Origin of the sequence: Saccharibacillus deserti, from assembly GCF_013618475.1 — a bacterium.
GTDB classification, from domain to species: domain Bacteria; phylum Bacillota; class Bacilli; order Paenibacillales; family Paenibacillaceae; genus Saccharibacillus; species Saccharibacillus deserti.
The window spans coordinates 181,878-199,722 of the sequence record NZ_JABJVN010000005.1; the positions used below are offsets into that span (position 1 = coordinate 181,878).

11 protein-coding genes are annotated in these 17,845 nt (G+C 60.6%); all 11 read left to right on the forward strand.

Annotated elements, in window-relative coordinates; genetic code table 11:
• The first annotated feature begins 55 nt into the window (after positions 1-55).
• The 11 genes from HOP44_RS14550 (at position 56) to HOP44_RS14600 (ending at position 17,651) form a co-directional block, all read left to right on the forward strand.
• A complete protein-coding gene (locus HOP44_RS14550) occupies positions 56-1,537 on the forward strand; it encodes an ABC transporter substrate-binding protein (protein WP_172254537.1) in 1,482 nt (493 codons plus the stop codon).
• Between the two features lie 102 nt (positions 1,538-1,639).
• The gene (locus tag HOP44_RS14555; protein WP_172254538.1) at positions 1,640-2,569 is read left to right on the forward strand and encodes an ABC transporter permease; all 930 of its coding nucleotides are present in this window, start codon (positions 1,640-1,642) and stop codon (positions 2,567-2,569) included.
• Positions 2,570-2,597: 28 nt separating this feature from the next.
• Entirely contained in the window at positions 2,598-3,521 is a 924-nt protein-coding gene (locus HOP44_RS14560; RefSeq protein WP_172254539.1) for a carbohydrate ABC transporter permease, read from the forward strand.
• 84 nt (positions 3,522-3,605) lie between these two features.
• Positions 3,606-5,951 (forward strand): glycoside hydrolase family 3 N-terminal domain-containing protein, encoded by a 2,346-nt coding sequence (locus tag HOP44_RS14565; RefSeq protein WP_172254540.1) that lies wholly within the window; start codon positions 3,606-3,608, stop codon positions 5,949-5,951.
• 6 nt (positions 5,952-5,957) lie between these two features.
• Positions 5,958-9,233, forward strand: coding sequence for an alpha-mannosidase (locus HOP44_RS14570; protein WP_172254541.1), 3,276 nt, complete (start codon positions 5,958-5,960; stop codon positions 9,231-9,233).
• Between the two features lie 173 nt (positions 9,234-9,406).
• Positions 9,407-10,726, forward strand: a complete 1,320-nt coding sequence (locus HOP44_RS14575; RefSeq protein WP_172254542.1) for a glycoside hydrolase family 125 protein — start codon at positions 9,407-9,409, stop codon at positions 10,724-10,726.
• Entirely contained in the window at positions 10,723-14,088 is a 3,366-nt protein-coding gene (locus HOP44_RS14580) for a beta-galactosidase (RefSeq protein ID WP_172254543.1), read from the forward strand. The genes HOP44_RS14575 and HOP44_RS14580 overlap by 4 nt, the downstream gene beginning before the upstream one ends.
• A 394-nt stretch (positions 14,089-14,482) precedes the next feature.
• Positions 14,483-15,376: a hypothetical protein gene (locus tag HOP44_RS14585; RefSeq protein ID WP_172254544.1), complete on the forward strand. Its 894-nt coding sequence runs from the start codon at positions 14,483-14,485 to the stop codon at positions 15,374-15,376.
• Positions 15,377-15,542: 166 nt separating this feature from the next.
• On the forward strand, positions 15,543-16,067 hold the full coding sequence (locus HOP44_RS14590) for a hypothetical protein (RefSeq protein ID WP_172254546.1): 525 nt from the start codon (positions 15,543-15,545) through the stop codon (positions 16,065-16,067).
• A 42-nt stretch (positions 16,068-16,109) separates the two neighbouring features.
• Positions 16,110-16,661, forward strand: coding sequence for an SUKH-4 family immunity protein (locus HOP44_RS14595; RefSeq protein ID WP_246369843.1), 552 nt, complete (start codon positions 16,110-16,112; stop codon positions 16,659-16,661).
• A 126-nt stretch (positions 16,662-16,787) separates the two neighbouring features.
• On the forward strand, positions 16,788-17,651 hold the full coding sequence (locus HOP44_RS14600) for a hypothetical protein (RefSeq protein WP_172254550.1): 864 nt from the start codon (positions 16,788-16,790) through the stop codon (positions 17,649-17,651).
• Positions 17,652-17,845 lie beyond the last annotated feature (194 nt).

Here is a 17,845-nt window from a genome sequence, read left to right on the forward strand (position 1 = left end):
AGTTCTTACGGCAGGGCACACACAGACAGCAATTCAAAAGAGGAGGTCATAAGTTATGAAAAAAGGCAAAAAAAGAGTCTCGCTCGCGATCTCGATGTTGGCGGCGTTCAGTCTCGTTCTCTCCGCATGCGGCGGGGGCGGAAACGAAGCGGCGTCCGGCGGCGAGGGAACTGCGGAGAAACCGGTGGATCTGATCTGGTACACGATCGGCACCCCGCAAAAAGACGTCGACAAGGTCATGACCGAAGTCAGCAAATATACGGCCGAGAAGATCGGCGCCAACGTTACGATGAAGATGATCGACTGGGGCGATTACCAGCAGAAGATGCAGGTTCTGGTCGCGTCCGGCGAACCGATGGATATTATCTTCACGTCGTCCGGCGGTTTCGATTATGTACAGAATGCGCGCAAAGGCGCCTTCATGGAACTCGACAGCCTGATCGACGAGTATGGCAAAGGCATCAAGGATACGATTAACCCGGCCTTCCTCGAAGGCTCCAAAGTCGACGGTCACAACTATGCGATCCCGGCCAACAAAGAGCTTCCGCAGCAGGAAGTGTGGCGCTTCAACAAAAATGTGGCCGACGAATACGGCATCAAGACCGAAGGCGTCCGCACGCTGGACAGCCTGGAGCCGCTGCTCAAGACGATCAAGGATAAAGCGCCCGGTATCACGCCGTTCGCGATGGACAAAAACTATGTGCCTTACGTGCCTTACGACTACGTGATCCAGAACCTGCCGATGGCGGTCAAACTGGACACGACGGACTACAAAATCGTGAACATCCTGGAAACGCCGGAAATGAAAGAGGCGCTGACCACGATGAACAAATACTACAAAGCGGGCTACGTCGCTCCCGAAGCCGCCACGACCGGTTCGACGACCGATCTGATGACTTCCGGCAAATGGCTGCTCGACCGCGCGCAGACCCAACCGCTCGCCGACAACTCGTGGAGCGCAAGCTACGGCTACCCGGTCGTCTCGACGCCGGCCAGCGACGCGATTATCACGAACAACTCCGTGCAGGGCTCGATGATGGCGATCTCCGCCAACTCCGAATACCCGGAGAAAGCGATGGAGTTCCTAAACCTGCTGAACACCGATCCGGTGCTGCGCAACATGGTCGATTCCGGTATCGAAGGCACGCATTACAACAAAACGGCCGACAACCGGGTCGAGAACCTGCCGGAAGCGAAAAACTACGATATGCCGTCGTACTCGCTCGGCAACAACATGCTGCTCTACCTGAACCCGAACGATCCCGAGAACAAATGGGACGAGTTCGAAACGTTCAATGAAGCGGGCGTCGATTCGCCGATCCTCAGCTTCAACTTCGATCCGAAGAACGTCTCGTCGGAACTTGCCGCCGTGCAGAACGTCAAGGAGCAGTTCTGGTCTTCCCTGATGACCGGTACGGTCGATCCGGAAACGTATCTGCCGCAGGCGATCGAGAAGTTCAACCAGGCCGGCCTTGAGAAAGTCATGGCCGAAGCGCAGACGCAGCTTGACGCCTGGAAAGCCGAGAACAACAAGTAAGATCGATTCGCATCAGCAAATCAAAACGGGAATCGGGCGGGCAGGCACACGCCCGATTCTTTTTTATACCGATTTCGGGGCGACAAGGAGGGCGACACAAACATGGGAAACTTTTTGAGAAACGTAAGCCGCAATAAAGCGCTGCTGTTCATGGTGCTGCCGGGCGCGATCTGGTTCTTCTTCTTCTCCTATCTGCCGCTTGCGGGCACAATCGTGGCGTTCAAGGAATATCGCGTCAGCCGCAAAGGCTTCTGGGCCAGTATTTTCAACAGCGAGTGGGTCGGCTGGGACAACTTCAAATTTCTGTTCAGTACGGAAGACGCCTTCGTCATTACGCGGAACACGCTGCTCTACAACATTGCGTTTATCGCGCTTGGCCTGGTGTTCTCCGTATTGATGGCGATTATTTTGTCCGAGCTGGTCAGCCGGAAAATGTCAAAAATCTATCAGACGGGCATGTTCCTGCCGTACTTCCTTTCCTGGGTCATCGTCGGCTACTTCGTGTTCAGCTTCCTGAGCATGGACCGCGGACTGCTGAACCAGATGCTGGGCTGGTTCGGCATGGAGCCGGTTCAATGGTACTCGGATCCGAAGTATTGGCCGTATATCCTCGTCTTCGTTAATCTGTGGAAAATGGTCGGCTATAACAGCGTCGTCTATCTGGCGGCGATCCTCGGGATCGACCGTTCGCTGTACGAAGCGGCGATGATCGACGGAGCGAACAAATGGCAGCAGATCCGCCGGATCACCATTCCGATGCTGACGCCGATCATTACGATCATGACGCTGTTGGCCGTGGGCCGGATCTTCTACGCCGACTTCGGACTGTTCTATCAGGTGCCGAGAGACTCGGGTACCTTGTACGCCGTCACGAACGTTATCGACACGTATGTCTATCGCGGACTCATGACGACAGGCGAGATCGGCATGAGCGCGGCGGCGGGCCTGTATCAATCGGTCGTCGGCTTCACGCTCGTCATTCTGGCCAACTACGTGGTACGCCGGATCGACAAGGACAGCTCGCTGTTCTAAAAGGATGATAAGAAAGGAAGGTGTCTTCATGGCCCGCAAAACCAAACCGAAAGCGATCCGCGATTTCCAACAGATTACGCCGGCATGGAACGTCATTTTCAATTTGATTGCCGGCATCTTTGCTTTTATGTGCGTATTCCCGTTTCTGTTCGTCGTCATTATCTCCTTCACGGACGAAAGTGTACTCGCAAGCGAAGGCTACCGGCTGATTCCGTCCAAATGGAGCCTCGGCGCCTATCAATACATCTTCGAGAGCGGCGATACGCTGCTGCGGGCTTACGGGGTGACGATCGCGGTCACGCTTATCGGGACGGTGCTCAGTCTGTTCATGATCGCGCTGTACTCTTATGCGATCTCGCGCCGCAATTTCCGCTACCGCCGCTTCTTCTCGATCTTTGCCATTTTGACGATGCTGTTCAACGGCGGGATCATCCCGACCTACATGATCGTAGCGCAGCTGCTTGGGCTCAAAAACAGTATCTGGGCACTCGTGCTGCCGCTTGCGATGAACGCGTTCTACGTCATGATCCTGCGTACGTTCTACGCGACCAGCGTGCCGGACGCGCTCGTCGAATCGGGCAAAATCGACGGCGCCGGCGAATTCCGTATCTTTTTCAAAATTATCGTGCCGCTGTCCCTGCCGGGTCTTGCGACGATCGGATTGTTCAGCACGCTCGGCTATTGGAACGACTGGTTTAACGCGCTGCTGTATATCGACAATCCCAATCTGGTGCCGCTCCAATCCATGCTGATGCGGATCGAGTCGAGCATGCAGTTTATCCAGCAGAACTCGGCCAACAGCAATATCAACATGGCCGCGATGGGATCGCTGCCGCAGGATACGGCGCGCATGGCGATGGTCGTGCTGGCGACGCTGCCGATCATTTTCGCTTATCCGTTTTTCCAGCGTTATTTCGTGCAGGGTTTGACCCTCGGAGCGGTGAAAGAGTAAGGCGGCGATTGGATTGAAAGTCGGATTAAAAAAAGAACAGGACGGACGCGCTGCGCGTCCGTATGCCAAGGAGGAGGACCGCCCATGACGGAACGGACAACGGATACGGTGACGGAAAGACCCTGGATGAATACGGCTCTGCCTGCGGAAGAACGCTCGGAGCTGCTGCTTGCGGCCATGACGGCGCGCGAGAAGGTCGGGCAGCTTATTCAGCCGTTCGGCTGGATGACCTACTCGCGGCAGGGCGGAAAAGCGGAATTGACGGAAAGCTTCAAGGAGCAGGTGCGCGCGGGAGACGTCGGTTCGCTGTACGGCACCCTGCGCGCCGATCCGTGGACGGGCGTGACGCTTGCGACCGGGTTATCGCCGGCGGAAGGCGCCGAAGCGGTCAACGACATCCAGCGCTACGCCGTCGAGCATTCGCGGCTCGGCGTACCGCTTTTGATCGGCGAGGAATGCTCGCACGGGCATATGGCGATCGGGGGCACGGTGTTCCCGGTGCCGCTCGCGATCGGCAGCACGTGGAACGTCGGCCTGTACCGGGACATGTGCCGGGCGGTTGCCGCCGAGACGCGGGCGCAGGGCGGGGCGGCGACGTATTCGCCGGTGCTCGACGTCGTGCGCGATCCGCGCTGGGGCCGGACCGAAGAATGCTTCGGGGAAGATCCGTTCCTGATCGGCGAAATGGCCGTCGCTTCGGTGGAAGGGCTGCAGGGACAGCGGCTGGATGCACCGGATAGCGTCGCGGCGACGCTGAAGCATTTCGCGGGCTACGGCGCTTCCGAAGGGGGGCGCAACGCGGGCCCCGTACATATGGGCTGGCGCGAGCTGCTCGAAGTAGATCTGTATCCGTTCGAGCGGGCGGTTCGGGCGGGAGCGGCTTCGATCATGCCGGCCTACAACGAGATCGACGGCGTACCGTGCACGACGAACGAGCGCCTGCTCGGCGGTATCCTGCGCGGCGAATGGGGCTTCGACGGTCCGGTCATTACGGACTGCGGCGCGATCGACATGCTGGCGGCCGGCCACGATACGGCCGAAGACGGCGAAGACGCGGCGCTGCAATCGCTGCGTGCCGGTATCGATATGGAGATGTCCGGCGAGATGTTCGGCCGCCATCTGCTGGCGGCGTTCGAAGCCGGCCGGCTTGAGCCGGACGTGCTGGACCGCGCGGCGCTGCGCGTGCTGAAGCTCAAGTTCCGGCTCGGGCTGTTCGAGAACCCGTACGCCGACGCGCAGCGGGCCGCCGAGATCATCGGCAGCGAAAAGCATGCGCGGCTTGCGCGGGCGCTTGCGGCCGAGAGCGTCGTTCTGCTCAAGAACGACGGCGGCGTGCTGCCGCTTGCGGGCGGCGCCGGCCGCGTGGCGGTCATCGGTCCGAACGCGGACCGCGGCTACAACCAGCTCGGCGATTACACGTCGCCGCAGCCGGAAGGGAGCGTCGCGACCGTGCTGCGCGGCCTGACCGAGCGGCTGGGAGCGGAACGCGTGTCGTACGCGCCGGGCTGCCGCATTCGCGGCGAATCGCGCGAAGGCTTCGCGCGGGCACTGGAATGCGCGGCGGCAGCGGACGCCGTGGTGCTCGTCATGGGCGGGTCGAGCGCCCGGGATTTCGGCGAAGGCACGATCGACCTGCGGACCGGAGCTTCGAGGGTCACGGGCGAGGCGGTCAGCGACATGGACTGCGGCGAAGGCATCGACCGCATGACGCTGGGACTGTCGGGCGTGCAGCTCGACCTGATCCGCGAAGTGAGCGCGGCGGCGGCGGGCAAGCCGGTCGCCGTAGTCTATATCGGCGGGCGCCCGGTCGTGGAGCCGTGGGTGGAAGAGCATGTGCCCGCGCTGCTGCAGGCGTGGTATCCGGGGCAGGAAGGCGGCCATGCGATCGCCGACATCCTGCTCGGCGACGTCAATCCGTCGGGACGCCTGACGATCTCGGTGCCCAAGCATGTCGGGCAGCTGCCGGTCCATTACCTCGGCAAGCGCTCGCGCGGCAAACGGTATCTGGAAGACGATTCGAAGCCGCGGTATCCGTTCGGCTACGGGCTCAGCTACACGTCGTTCGGGTATTCGGCTCTTGAACTCTCGCAGAGCCGGCTGGCGCCGGCCGAGATCGAAGCCGGCGGCCGTGCGGCCGTGTCGGTAACGGTCTGCAATACCGGACAGCGCGCCGGGGCGGAAGTCGTCCAGCTCTATGTCTCCGACGCGGTCAGCGCCGCGACCCGTCCCGCGAACGAACTGAAAGGGTTCCGGAAGATCTGGCTGGAACCCGGCGAGAGCCGTCAAGTGACTTTCGACATCGGCGCGGAGCAGCTCCGCTATATCGGTCCCGACCTTGTATCGGTCGTCGAACCGGGACTGTTCCGGATTCGGATCGGCCGCCATGTGCAGGATACCCAAAGCATCGACTTTATCGTCGGAGAGGAATGAGAATCCATGCAGCGTTTAAACCGTTTTATCCATGAGCTGTCGCAGCGCCAGTGGCTGCGGCAGGAAGAACTGAAGAGTTGGGACATCACCCGGTCGACCTACGGCCTGCCGGGCCAATATACCGAAATCGAGCCGTATCCGCAGGGCAAAGAGCTGAATCCTTTTCCGAGCAAGAACGGCACGACCTATTTCTTCCGCACAAAGCTTGAACTGCCGGAAGACTGGAACGCGGATACCGCGGGACTGATCTTCGATTCCAGCGGCGAAGGGCTGCTGCGGGTGAACGGCGCTTCCTATCAGGGCATCGACGACAACCATACGTACGTCACGCTCGATCTGGGGCATGTCGGCCGGACGCCTGAACTCGAAATCGAAATGTTCGACATCATTCCCGAACCGCACGATCCGCTGAACCGGCAGGCGACGGTCAAGCCGCCGATTGCCTCGATCCGCAGTCTGCTCGTGCTGCCGAACGAACCCGTGCGCAGCCTCATGTATACGGTGACCGTCGTGCGCGATTCGGCAGTTCTGCTGCCGGAGACCGATTTCCGCCGCGTGCGCCTGATCGAAGCCCTGCACGGCGCGATGGATGCTTTTACCGGATTGAACGAAGAGGAAGTGCGCGCAGGTTCGGCGGTCTCCGGGATCGAAGGCAAGCTTCGCGGCCGCACGCTCGAGATCGGCGGCAACAACGCCGAAGGGCGCGAGATCATGGTCGGCCAGTCGCATATCGATATCGCCTGGCTGTGGCCGGTACGAGAGACGGTGCGCAAGACGAGCCGCACGTTCTCAAGCGTCGATACGCTGATGCGCGAATATCCGGGCTATCTGTATACGCAGAGCCAGCCGATCCTGTTCGATTTCCTCAAGCAGAACGATCCCGAACTGTTCGAGCGGGTCAAAGCCCGTATCCGCGAAGGACGCTGGGAACTGGTCGGGGGCATGTGGGTCGAACCGGATCTCAATATCCCGAGCGGCGAATCGCTGATGCGCCAGATGCTGTACGGACAGCGCTTCTACCAGGAGGAATTCGGCAAAATCTCGCGTATCGAATGGCTGCCGGACACGTTCGGCTACTGCGCGTCGCTGCCGCAGATTCTCAAGCACGGCGGCGTGGAATACTTCATGACGACCAAGTTGAACTGGAACGATACGAACACGTTCCCGTACGACCTGTTCCATTGGGTCGGCATCGACGGAACGCCGATCCTGTCTTACCTCAACCACGGCGTCAACGAGCATACGCATCCCAAAGACGTGCATGAACACTGGCAGTCCTACCGGCAAAAAGACAAACACACGGAGCAGATGCTGCTGTACGGGCACGGCGACGGCGGCGGCGGCGTGACGCGCGAGATGCTGGAGTATATCGACCGCGCCGAGCTGATGGTCGGCCAGCCTTCCAGCCGCTACGGCACGGCGGCGGAATTCTTCGACGGCATCCGCCAAGCGGATCCGGACCTGCCGGTCTGGCGCGGCGATCTGTATCTGGAGCTGCACCGCGGCACGTATACGACGCACGCCTACAACAAGCGGGCGAACCGCAAAGCCGAAGTGCTGTACCGCGAAGCGGAACTGTGGAACGTGCTGGCGGCGGGCGCAGACGAAATCGCGGCGTTGGAAGCGCGGGAGAACGCCTATACGGCGGCCCGGATCGCCGCGGCGGACGCGGCCGGCGAAGAACCGGCCGAGCTGAGCGAAGCCGAGCGCGGCGAACTGCTCGGTTTGGGAGCGGACGGCAGGCTGCCGGCTCTTCGCAGCCATGCGGGCTACGGCGAAGCATTGGAATCGCTGCACCGGGGCTGGAAGCTGATCCTGCTCAACCAGTTCCACGATATCATTCCGGGTTCGGCGATCACGGAAACGTACGAGACGTCGGACGCGGAATACGCGGAGGTGTTTGCCGAAGGCAAGCGCAGTCTGGACATCGGCACGCAATCGCTCGCGGAGCGGATCCATACCGAAGGCGAAGGCACGCCGTACGTCATTTTCAACAGCCTGGGCTGGTATCGCTTCGCGACCGTCACGATCGAACAGGCAGCGGGGCAGGAAGCTTACGACTCGGAAGGCGAACGCCTGGAAGCCGACTACGACGAAGGCAGCGGAAGCCTGACGGTGTACGTGCCGCATATTCCGTCTCTTGGGTACAAGACGATCTGGCTGCGCGAAGCGGGAGCGGGTGCGGGTGCGGAACCCGCGGCTGCCCGGCAGGAAGGTTCGTCGACGGAAAAGGGATTCCCGGATGTCTGGGAAGCGCCGTTCTACACCGTGCGCTTCAACGACCGCGGCGAGATCGTCTCGCTGATCGACAAGCAGGAGGAGCGCGAAGTGATCCAGCCGGGCGAAGCCGCGAACGTATTCCAGTTCTTCCATGACCGTCCGACGCAGTGGGATGCCTGGGATATCGATCCGCGGTTCGAGAAACAGCCTGCGGGCGCAGCCGAGCTGCTGGAACGTTCGGTGGTTGCGTCGGGCGGCGTGCGCGATATTCTGCGCTTCCGCTGGAAGCTCGGCGAATCGATCATCGAGCAGGACGTTATTTTCTACAAATACGACCGCCGTATCGACTTTAAGACCCATGTGTCGTGGCACGAAGCGCACAAGCTGCTCAAGGTCGCTTTCCCGGTCGATGTGCTGGCGGAAAAAGCGACCTACGAAATCCCGTTCGGTTCGCTGGAGCGGCCGACGCATCGCAATACGAGCTGGGAGCAGGCGCAGTTCGAAGTGTGCGGGCACCGGTTCGCCGACGTATCCGAGCGCGGATACGGCGTCAGCCTGCTGAACGACTGCAAATACGGCTACGACATTCAGGGCAGCACGATTCGCCTGTCGCTGCTCCGGGCGCCGAAATGGCCGGATACGCAGGCGGATCTGGGCGAACACGACTTCACGTATTCGCTGTATCCGCACGCGGGCAGCTGGGTGTCCGCCCATACGGTGCAGGCTGCGGCAGCACTCAATCAGGAACTTCCGGTGGTCCGTACGACGGCACATCCGGGCGACCTTTCGCCTTCGATGGAGTCCATTCTTTTCACGGGCGAGCATGTTATACTGGACACGATCAAACCGGCCGAAGACGGAACCGGCCTTATCGTACGGATGTACGAGTCGGCAGGCGGCCGGGAAACGGTCGGACTGAACTTCCGTTACGCGTTCGAGCGTGCGGTCCTGTCCGGTGCGCTGGAAGAAGACGGCGAAGAGCTTGACCTGATCGAGAACGCCGCGCTGTGGCTTACGTTCAAGCCGTACGAGATCAAGACGGTCAAACTGATCCGGAGCTAGACCCGAATCGGACCGGACTTGCGGCTTGCGTTCGCTTCGGTCCTTTCGATTCATCTGCCGGCGCCCCGCGGGAATCCGACGGCCTCTTTATACGGCCGAACCGATTTCTGCGGCGCGCCGGTTTTGATTTGGGGCGGTACGCCCTATCTTTTCCCAAAAAGGAGCGATTTCTCTTGGAACAATTCAGACTGCCCAAAATCCCGATGCCCAAGTTCGAACTGCCTCAGGCGGTGCAGGCCGCGTTGGCCGAAGCGGACAAAGAGCTGGCGCACCGTCCCAAGCTGCTGCAGCTGTTCAAGAACTGTTTTCCGAATACGCTGGAGACGACGACCAAACTGCTGGACGACGGGACGACGTTTGTCATCACCGGCGACATTCCGGCCAGCTGGCTGCGGGACTCGGTCGAGCAGGTGGTACACTATATTCCTTTTGCCAAAGAAGACAAAGACCTCCAGCGGATCATCGGCGGGCTGATCAAGCGCCATGTGCAGTACGTGCGGATCGATCCGTACGCGAACGCGTTCAACGAATCGGCCAACGATTGGCATTGGAACAAAAACGACGGCACCGAGATGTCCCCGTGGGTGTGGGAGCGCAAGTTCGAGATCGACTCGCTCTGCTTCGTCGTGCGTTTGGCTTATCTGTATTGGAAGGAAACGGAATCGACGGACATTTTCGACGAGGATTTCCGCATCGCGATGGAAGAGATCGTCAAAGTGTTCCGCACCGAGCAGTATCATATGGAGCAGTCTCCGTACCGTTTCGGCCGCGACAACGGCATTGCGCACGATACGCTGCAAAACAAAGGGCTCGGCATGCCGGTCAACTACACGGGTATGGTCTGGTCGGGCTTCCGTTCCAGCGACGACGCATGCGATTTCCATTACAATATCCCGGGCAACATGTTCGCGGTCGTGGCGCTGCGCCAGATGCAGGAGTTTTTCGAATGGATTTTCAGGGATCAGGATTACGTGCGCGAACTCAAAAATTTGGAGCAGGAAATCGACCGCGGCATCGCGCTGTACGGCGTGTACCGCCATCCGGAGTTCGGGCCGATCTACGCGTACGAGACGGACGGATTCGGCAACCACTGCCTGATGGACGACGCCGGCACGCCGGGCCTCATGTCTATTCCTTATCTGGGTTACACGAGCGCCGACGATCCGATCTACCAAAATACGCGGCGCTTCGCATTGAGCAAGGAAAATCCGTTCTATTACGAAGGCACGGCGGCAAAAGGAATCGGCAGTCCGCACACCCCGCCGAATTACGTCTGGCACATGGCGCTTTCGATGCAGGGCCTGACGGCGCAGAGCAAGGAAGAGAAGCTTGAATTGATCGCGATGCTGGAGAACACGGACGCGGACACCGGCTATATGCACGAAGGGTTCCATGCGGACGACCCGACGGTGTTTACGCGCAAATGGTTCGCCTGGTCGAACAGCCTGTTCTCGCAGCTTGTGTACAAATCGATGAAGGAGGGCATCCTGTGAGCGAAACTTATTTGAAAAAAGCGGCGGAGCCGGTTAACGGACGGGTGATCTTTTTCCGCGATCCGAGCTTTCCGGCTTCCGGCCCGCTGCCGGGACTGAAAGAACTAAGCGCGTACGGCATCGTGACGAGCGCGGCCGATCTCGGCGACGCCCTGAACGACCGCTGCGGCGACGGCAGCGGCGTGCTGGTCAATCTGCATGCGCCGTATTTCCCGGAGAGCGCGTGGAGCCGCATTCTGGAGTTCCTCCAAAAAGGCGGCGGCCTGCTGAGCGTCGGCGGCGCGCCGTTCAAGCGTCCGGTACGTCAGGAAAGCGGACGCTGGCGGATCGGCCCGGAGCAGACCGGCTATCACCAGCAGCTGCATATCCACGAAGCGCTGCCGGTGGACGCTTCCCGGGCGGTCCGCCTGGAAGCTTCGCCGGAGCGGCCGCTGCTGCGCGGCGACGAAATCCTGTTCGGCGGAGGCACCGGCGCGGAGCCGGGCTCCGCTGCGGGCTTCAGGCCGGACGCGGACTTGTCCGGATCGGGCGTCGGCACCTGGAATCTGGTGCCGCACACGACCCGCGACGCCGATCTGCCGGAGCAGATGGGCTCGGCGGGCACGATGAGTACGTTCATCACGCCGCTGCTGCGGGCGTACGACGCGTCGGACCGGCCGATCGCGGCGCCGGTCGTGCTGTGGGAGCAGGTGCGCGGCGCCTTCGCCGGCTCGCGCTGGATCTTCGTGAACCGGCCGCTGACGGTGTCGCTGTCCGAAGGGCAGGGGCTTGAAGCGCTGGCCCGCTGGGCGGCGTTCTGCGCCCGGGAGACCGCGGAGCTGTCGCTTGCGACCCGCAGCGCGGTCTACGAGCCGGGCGAGCGCGCGCGGCTGACGCTGCGCGCGCAGATCATCCGGCGCGCCGGGCTGCCGGCCAACCTGCCGGCTTTTGCGGGGCAGGAAGACGTCGGCCGGCTCATTGCCGGGGGCAAAGTCGAACGGATCGCTAAATCCGGCGGAGACGGTACGGCAGCGGCTGCCGCTGCCGCTGCGCAGACCGCCGCCGGCAATGCCGGGGCGCAGGCTTCGCCCGACACCTGGACGTTCCGCCTGAGCGTCGCGGCGCCGGACGGTTCGGAAGTATTCGCGCGGGAGATCGCTGCACCCGTCACGTACGATTGGACCGCGCTGAATATTCCGCTGACGTTCGACGTCGGGCCGGGACTGTATGTCGTCACGTGCGTTGCCGAATCGCCGGAAGGCGAAGCGCGCGTATTGAAGCAGGGCTTCTGGGGGCAGGACGAGCGTCTGCTCTCTTCCGGCAGTCCGATCTCGGCGAACCGCGATTATTTCGTCCAGGACGGACGTCCGCTGCCGATCGTCGGCATGACGTACATGACGTCGGACGTAGCGCGCAAATTCCTGTTCCTGCCGAACGCGGCCGTCTGGGACCGCGACATGGAGGCGATGGCGAATGCCGGCATCAACTGGATTCGTACCGGCATCTGGACCGCGTACCGCAACGTGATGCAGGTCGACGGACACGCGTCCGAGGAAGTGCTGCGCGCGATCGACGCTTTCCTGCTGACGGCGGCGAAGCATAAGCTGCACGTGACGTTCACATTCTTCTCGTTCACCCCGGAGACGTGGGAAGGCAGGAATCCGTACCTGGACCCGCAGAGCGTCGAAGCGCAGAAGCGCTTTATCCGCTCGATCGTCAGCCGCCATACGCGGACGACGCATGTCGATTGGGATCTGATCAACGAACCTTCGATGTTCGATCCGCTGCAGATCTTCTCGAACGGACCGCGCTCGCTGCATGACGAATACGAGCGGGCCGCTTTCGTGACCTGGCTCAAGAACCGTCACGGTTCGATTCACGAACTGCGCGAACACTGGAACATGACGCCGGCCGAACTGCCTTCGTTCGAAGCGGCGGCCGTGCCGGAGTTCGCCGACATCAATTTCGATGTGCAGGATATGCACAAAGGCAAAAAAGGCACGCGCTGGCTCGACTATTCGCTGTTCTCGGTCGAGATGCACAGCGCCTGGGCCGCCGAGCTGACGTCGTCGATCAAGCAGTTGGTCCCGGACCATCTCGTGACCGTCGGGCAGGACGAAGCGCTCGGCGCGCAGCGTCCGTCGCCGCTGTTCTACGAAGATGCCGTCGATTACACGACGGTGCATTCGTGGTGGCTGAACGACAGCCTCGTCTGGGACGGCGTGTTCACCAAGACGCCGGACAAGCCGAACGTGATCCAGGAGACCGGCATCATGTACGTGGAGACGCCGGACGGCCGGGCGAAGCGCAGCGAAGCCGAGCTGCGCAATTTCTTGGAACGCAAATACGCGTACGCTTTCTCGACGGGCGGCGCCGGCGCCATCCAGTGGATCTGGAATACCAATTTCTATATGGATAACGCCAACGAATCGCATATCGGCGCGCTGCGCGCCGACGGCACGGAGAAGCCGGAAGCGGACGTCTCGTACGATTTCGGAAGCTTCATGGCACAGATCCGCGACCTGTTCCAGGAACGCCGCCTGGAAGAAGTGGCGGCCGTGTTCCCGTACTCGAACGATTTCTCGAACCGCTCGTTCGCGGTCGAGAGTACGAACCGGCTGACGCGGGTGCTGACGTACGGACTCAAACTGCCGTTTCGCGCGGTGTCCGAATACCGGCTCGACAGCCTCAAGTCCCACCCGGCCAAGCTGATCCTGCTGCCGAGTCCGCACAACATGGACGAAGATTCGATGAAGAAGCTGCTGCGCATCGCCAAGTCGACGCAGGCGACGCTTGTCATTACCGGCCCGGCCGGACTCGACGCCTACTGGCACGAATCCGACCGCGCGGACAAACTGCTCGGGATCCGCACGCTGTCGAACGTGCGGCGCGAAGAGATGCTGGAGCTTGACGGCAGACGCCTGCCGGTCTCGTTCGGCGGACGCCGCATCGCGGAGACGCTCAAGGAAGTGCCGGCCGACGCCGAAGGCCGGGCGGATACGGTGCTTGACGTGCCGAACGGCAAAGGGCGCCTGATCTGGAGCCCGCTGCCGCTCGAACTTGGATCGGGCGACGAGCCGATCGCCGAACTGTACCGCTACGCCGCGAAGCAGGCCGGCGTCGTCGGCGACCTGGAATGGCTGGCCGGCGGGGAACTCGCCGGCGTGTACGGCCGCAAGCTGAGTTTCGCTTCCGGCAGCCTGTACGTATTCGTGTCCGAATACGCTTGGGATACGGAGATCAAGGTCCGCGACCGCAAGACGGGCAAAACGTACGACTTTATACTGGAGAGCGAGCGTTCCGTGCTGTTCGCGGCGGACGCTTCGGGCGCGGTTACGGCGGTTTACCGGCCGCACGAAGTGGAGATCGAAATCGGGGAATAGGTACGCAAGTAATTAGGCAAGCGAGTAGACAAGCCGCTGTTCGGGCATCGACAGATGTCCGAGGCTTTTCGGACTTTGTAGATCGAAGCCGAACGGTTGGGCTGTTTCGAACTTCCTGTGCGAATGCCGACTGCTAATCCTCACCGAAGCCGTCTTCCGCCAAAACCGACTTCATACAGGTTCTGACGCGTTTTCCCATGCGGAAAGCGCGTCTTTTTTATGCGAAAAATGGGCTCCGTCCGTGCCGTGCCTATGCGGAGACACGTCTTTTTGCCTGCTTTCCGAGTCACTCCGCCGGGTAAGGGTTAATTGGAGAAAGTGCGACGCAGGGGATTTTTTGTTGGAACTTTTCGGCAGGAGTCCGCGTCTATTTTCAACAGGAGGTGCATGAAGCATGAAAACTTACACTCGTGCGGCGAGCCTGCTCGGCGTACTGCTGCTGAGCGGAGCTTTGGCGGCCTGCGGTAACGAATCCGAACCCGCATCTCAGACCGAACCGGCCGGAACGGCCGCGACTTCGGGCCAAGACAGTATCGAGGAACCGGCGACAGCGCCGGCCGGCGAAGCGGCGGCAGACGACAAGACCGCTGCTGCGGACACGAAGGAAGAGGCGCCTTCGGGCGACAAAGCATCCGGTGACTCGGCAGCCGACGACAAAACGGCTTCGGGCGATTCCGCGGACGACAAGAAGGCGGAAGCTGCGGCTTCAGGCGCTGCCGACTCCAAGAACACCGATTCCAAAGGCGGAGCGTCAAGCGGTGCCGGAGCGGCGGCTGCCGATATCAAGCCGGCCGACAAAGCCAAACAGGGCAAAAAAGGCGAGGGAGCGGATCGTCCCAAAACCGAATCGTTTGAAGTGGCCGGAGCTTCTTCGACGGATTCCGTAACCGGCAAACTGCAGGAAGGGTACGGTTACGCTTTTTACGCGATGGAAGGCCTGAAATTCGATGCCGAGAAGAATCTGCTGACGATGGCGGACAATCCGGATTACTACGCGACGGTCACGCCGCTCGCCAAAGGCTACGGACTGGCCGGCCTGCGTAAAGAAGGACAGACCGCGCTCAAAGACTACGGCAAAGCCTCCGAGCTCAAAGGAGCGAACATACCGGCCGCCTTGTCGGCTTCGCGCTTGTTCATGTCGGCGGAAGGCGATAACGGCACCGGCCAATTCGGACTTTGGGAAACTCAAAACAAAGGGTACCAAGTCCAAATCCATATGCCTTCGGGTACGGAATCCAAGACGTTCGGACCGCTTGTCTACGCTTCGATCTCGACGCTTGCCGACTGAGCATCCGCTTATCCGTCGATCGTCGAAAGCCGCAGTCCGGTGTACGTTTCGTACGCCGGACCCTATTTGAAACAAGCCGTGCCGCAAGGCACGGTTTTTGCTTGCCGCCGGATGGGGTATGTTATACGTGCGCGGAGAAATTCAGACAGAAGCGGAGGCGATCGACTTGCCGGACCGAAAATTGCTTGAAGAACTGTACCGGATGCGGGATCTGAACGGAAACGACGACGATCTGGAGCGGTTTACGGATATATTGAACGAGCTGTGCGAGAAAGCTTCGGCGGACGTGATTGCGGATTTGTGCCGGATGCTGGAAGACGACGTGATCGAACCGAGCGCGGCGGGGGATCTGCTCGAGACGATTTTTTATATTTCGGAACGATGCGGAATCGAAGAAAGTATGCATTATCTGGCGCTGGGAATCCCGGGTCTGTTCCCGCGCGCGGAAGGCTGGGCGATTCGGCTGCACCGGATGCTGCTCGATTCGGACCGTCCCGATGCTCCGTATATCGAATATTACGGCACGGCGCTGCGCGGAATTCCCGCAAGGATGGTGCGCCGGGCCGTGAACACGGTGCTCGAGATCAAACGGGCGCAGCCGGAACTGTATACGCAAAAAGTGGATCTTTTCACGGAAGTGCTGATGCGCGGGGAAGAAGTAGGCGGAAATCGCGTCTGTACGCGGCATTAGAGAGTTACGGAAAGCGGAAGGATGGAGGTGGCGGACGTGACGATGGAACCGGAACAATTTAACGCGGTTTGGAACACGGGACTCGACGGGCCGCTGCTGCGGTTCGATGCCGAGGCGCTGGAAGCGGTACCTCTGACCGAAGAAGCCCGGCGATTCCTGATCGAAGCCGGACTGCCCGGCGACTCTGCTCCGTATCTGGAATTTCGTTCCGGCGAAGGCACATTGTCCGACCTGAAGACGGCTTTCGGCATGCCGAAAGAATATTCGGCCTACTGGCTGCTCGGAACGACGGGATACGGCGATCCGGTCTGCCTCAAAGCCGGCAGCTCGCAGGTGGTCTGCATCCGGATGGAACAAGGCGGTACCGAATGGTTTATCAATTCGTCGGTGCCGCAGTTCGCGGAATTTCTGCTGGTCTATGCGGAGCTTGTGCAGCGAACGATTCGCGAGAACGGACCTGACGCTTTTCTGGAAAACGAGATCCCTCCGGATACGCTGAAATGGGTCGTGCGGGAATTCGGCCGGATCGATCCGGCGGCGTTCGCGCAGGGAACGTTCTGGCGGCAGGAGGTGGAAGAACGCCTGCGGCGCTGAGTACTCGGATTTACATAATAAAATAGCGGCCTTTATGCAACTCACACCGTTCCTTCCGCGTCTATTTCTGCAACCCGATCGCCGCAGGCGAGAAAAAAGGGTCAGAACAGGCAGGAGGGATTTTTGATGCAGGTTCCCAAAAGAATCCGACCCACATTTCGATACAGCCGGTATGGAAAAAGAAAAACAGCCGCGGCTCTGATTATTCTGGGTGTTCTCGCGGCAGGCTGTGCAAGCGAGCCTAATGCGCTGCCGGAGAAGGCGGACGAACCGCAGACGGAGAGCTCCGCGGCAAACGCCGCACCGGCAGAGGTCAAAGTGCCCGACCCCGCAGCTTCGCCTGCCGCTCTGATCGATCCGAGTCATTATCGGGGGTCCTCGGTCAAACGCGATCAGATCGATCTGCTCAACCAGCTGCTGGCCGCGCAGAACGCAGGAGATCAAGAAGGGTATGCGGCCATGTTCGCGGCGGATACGCCCGAAGCAGCCAAACGGATTACGTTCCGGGTCGAACAAATTCAGCTGTATTCCGCCAATACCGAATCGGAGAAGGAGTCGCAGGTGGAAGGGGCGATTCGGGAAGAGCCGAACGGCGGCGATCATCCGGTCGTCTACAAGCTAAATCGGGAAGCGGGAGAGTGGCGTGTCGGCAGCATCGAGCGTGCGGCGGGACCTTACGCGGACGAAAAGGCGTATACCGGCGAAGAGTCGGAGATCGTCAAGCTGATCAATGCAAGTACCCGGTACCGGAACGGAGGCGATGCGCCGGGGTATAAACAGCTGTTCAAACCAGGCGGGCAGATGGGAGATCTCGGAGCGTATCCGGGCAAGATTGAAGAAACGCTGATTTCCAGAATCGAAACTCCCAATGAGAACGGGGTCGTCATCGTAAACGTCCTGCAGCGGTATGAAGGACAGCGGGACATCAAGAATCCGGCTTTTGCGCTGGGTCAAGAAGATGGGAAATGGTTCATTTACGATATCGATTGATGGTTTTATCGGGAAGAGAGCATCCTTCACCGACGGACGGTTTGCGTCCGTTCGGTGATTTTTTGCGCGATCCGATGCGGATTCGCGTTTTTTATTGTAGGATAGAGTGTGCGTCCCGCGAACGCGGGTCTGCATCACTGCATCAGAGAATCGGAGGAACATCACGTGGAATCTGTCAACAAGCCGGAAGGCGA